The 1,945-nt window shown below is 72.9% G+C and carries 2 protein-coding genes; one reads left to right on the top strand and one right to left on the bottom strand.

Annotation, left to right across the window (positions count from 1 at the left end; genetic code table 11):
* Positions 1-1,163: hypothetical protein (locus GBZ26_RS29000; protein WP_174441749.1), on the bottom strand; the 1,163-nt coding region annotated here is incomplete at its 3' end.
* A 380-nt stretch (positions 1,164-1,543) separates the two neighbouring features.
* Between GBZ26_RS29000 and GBZ26_RS28995 the strand changes: the two genes are divergently transcribed.
* On the top strand, positions 1,544-1,945 hold a 402-nt coding region (locus GBZ26_RS28995; protein ID WP_425599374.1), incomplete at its 3' end, for a hypothetical protein.

Genomic DNA, 1,945 nt, shown 5'->3' with positions numbered 1-1,945 from the left:
GTCCATGGGTCCGGCGGGGAGGCCATATCCGTCTCCCCACCCTCCGGGCGGCGCCGGTACTGCGGGCGGGTGGTGCCCAGCGCCGCCTGGATTTGTGGCAGGCTCGCCGCCGGACGCTCCACGAGAACCCGCAGGAGGTCCTCGAAGACGCGATCCCGGCGTCCGGCGCGGGTGCGTTCGCCATTCTCCAAAGCCTGTTCGATGGCGTGGGCGTCGCGCTCCAGAATGGCGCGTTCGGTGCGCTCCAGACTGTGCAGCAACGCCAGTCCGGCCTCGGCGGACCGCTGAACGGCGCCGAGGCCTGCGGTGGCCCAGGCTTCCGTGTGACGGGGGGCGTAGTCTTGCCGCGCCGCGCGTCCGAAGCCCACGGCGATGCCGCCGACGGCGGCGCGCGTCAGGCCGGCGTGGCGCAGCCAAGTGTCGGCAAGGATGCGGCCGGGGGCCGCCCCCAGGGACGGAGCCGCGACGGCGTGCCAACGGGCGAGAAACATCACGGCGCCGAGCACCGGCGGCATCGCCGCAAGGGTGCGCAGGGCGTCGGGGTCCAGCGCATCCTCCAGCCGTCGGCGGGCCGCGGCGCGGTCGACCGGCTGGCCGACGGCGTCCAGGAAGCGTTCGTCGGCGCCCGCCACGATGGCGGCCTCGATCTGGGCGCGGCGATTCCGCAGGCGGCGCTCGATCACCGTGGTCGGCGGGCGCAGCAGAGCCATCAGGCGCGGCGCCGCGTACAGGCTGTTCGTAGCGGCCCGGCGCGCCGCGCGCCGGCTGAGATCCAAGAGCTCCCGCGCCATCCGCAGGTCTCCGTCGGAACCGCGGGTCAACGCGTCGATGCCGTCGAGCCTCAGGTCGTCCTCATCGACACCACGCCCATCGAGCGCCATCGAGGCGATCGTGGTGCGCAGCAACCAGCGCTCGTTCCAGCCCCGGCGGCGGTGCGGCGGGGCCGTCGCCAGCCGCTCGTCGAGCCGGGTGACGGCGGCGGTGGCCGTGCAGGCGGCCATCAGGATGGCGCCGCTTGTGAGATCGGCGAGTCCGGCTTTTCCGGCGGCCTGCGGATGGCGGGCGGGATCGTCCTCACCGCCCGCGAGCAAGGCGTCGATGTCGTCGATCCAGCGGTGGCCGCTGCCGCCCGCCGCTGGGGTATCCGGGGGCAATCCCGCCATCCTCGTCTCTCCGCAGACCCAAGGCCCCCGATCATCCGCCGACACCGACACCGCTCCATGGTGTGCTGGCGGGCCAGAGGGTTGGGAGACATCATAGAACATTTAATCGGTTAAAATGGGATTGCCCGGACGGTAACTCCACGCATGCCATCCCGGTCGGACCGTCGGGCCTGTGCAACGGCTGCCGCACCGGCTTTCCGAGGGGGCTCGGCCCGCCCCGTGGACAGTCGCGGCGCCTATGCCCCCGGTCGGCCAGCAATGTCCGACAAGCGGCCTTTTCGGACATTGCAAACGAGTGAAATTTCCAATACAGCTACCTCAGCGAGAATCGTCGGCGAAACCACCGACCGCGCCGACGGACCGACAAGGCAGGGTGCCTCTTGGACAGCCTCACCCCACCCCTCCAGGACCCCGACGGCACCGCCGGCGGTCTGGTCATCGCCACCGGCCTCTTCGGCGAGCTGGTGCTTCCGGCCGGGGCTTTCGACCCGGCCCGCGCCGACGAGATCCGCGCCCTCGCGTCCCAGGCCGCCGCCTACGCCACCCAGGCCCGCGGCGTCGGCACGCTGCGCGCCTACCGCTCGGCCTGGCGCCAGTACGAGGCGTGGTGCGCCCGCCTCGGCGTCGCCGCGCTGTCCGGCGACCCGCGCCTCGTCGCCATGTACCTGACCGCCGCGGCCGAGCGCCTCGCCGTCGCCACGCTGCAGGTCCACCTCGCCGCCGTCGTCACCGCCCACCGCCTCGTCGGCCTCTCCCTCGACCCCGGCCACCCGAGCATCTGT

This window comes from Azospirillum formosense (genome assembly GCF_013340925.1).
Lineage (GTDB): Bacteria > Pseudomonadota > Alphaproteobacteria > Azospirillales > Azospirillaceae > Azospirillum > Azospirillum formosense.
Note: the sequence above shows the minus strand (reverse complement) of the source record. Positions and strands in the feature narration are given on the sequence as shown.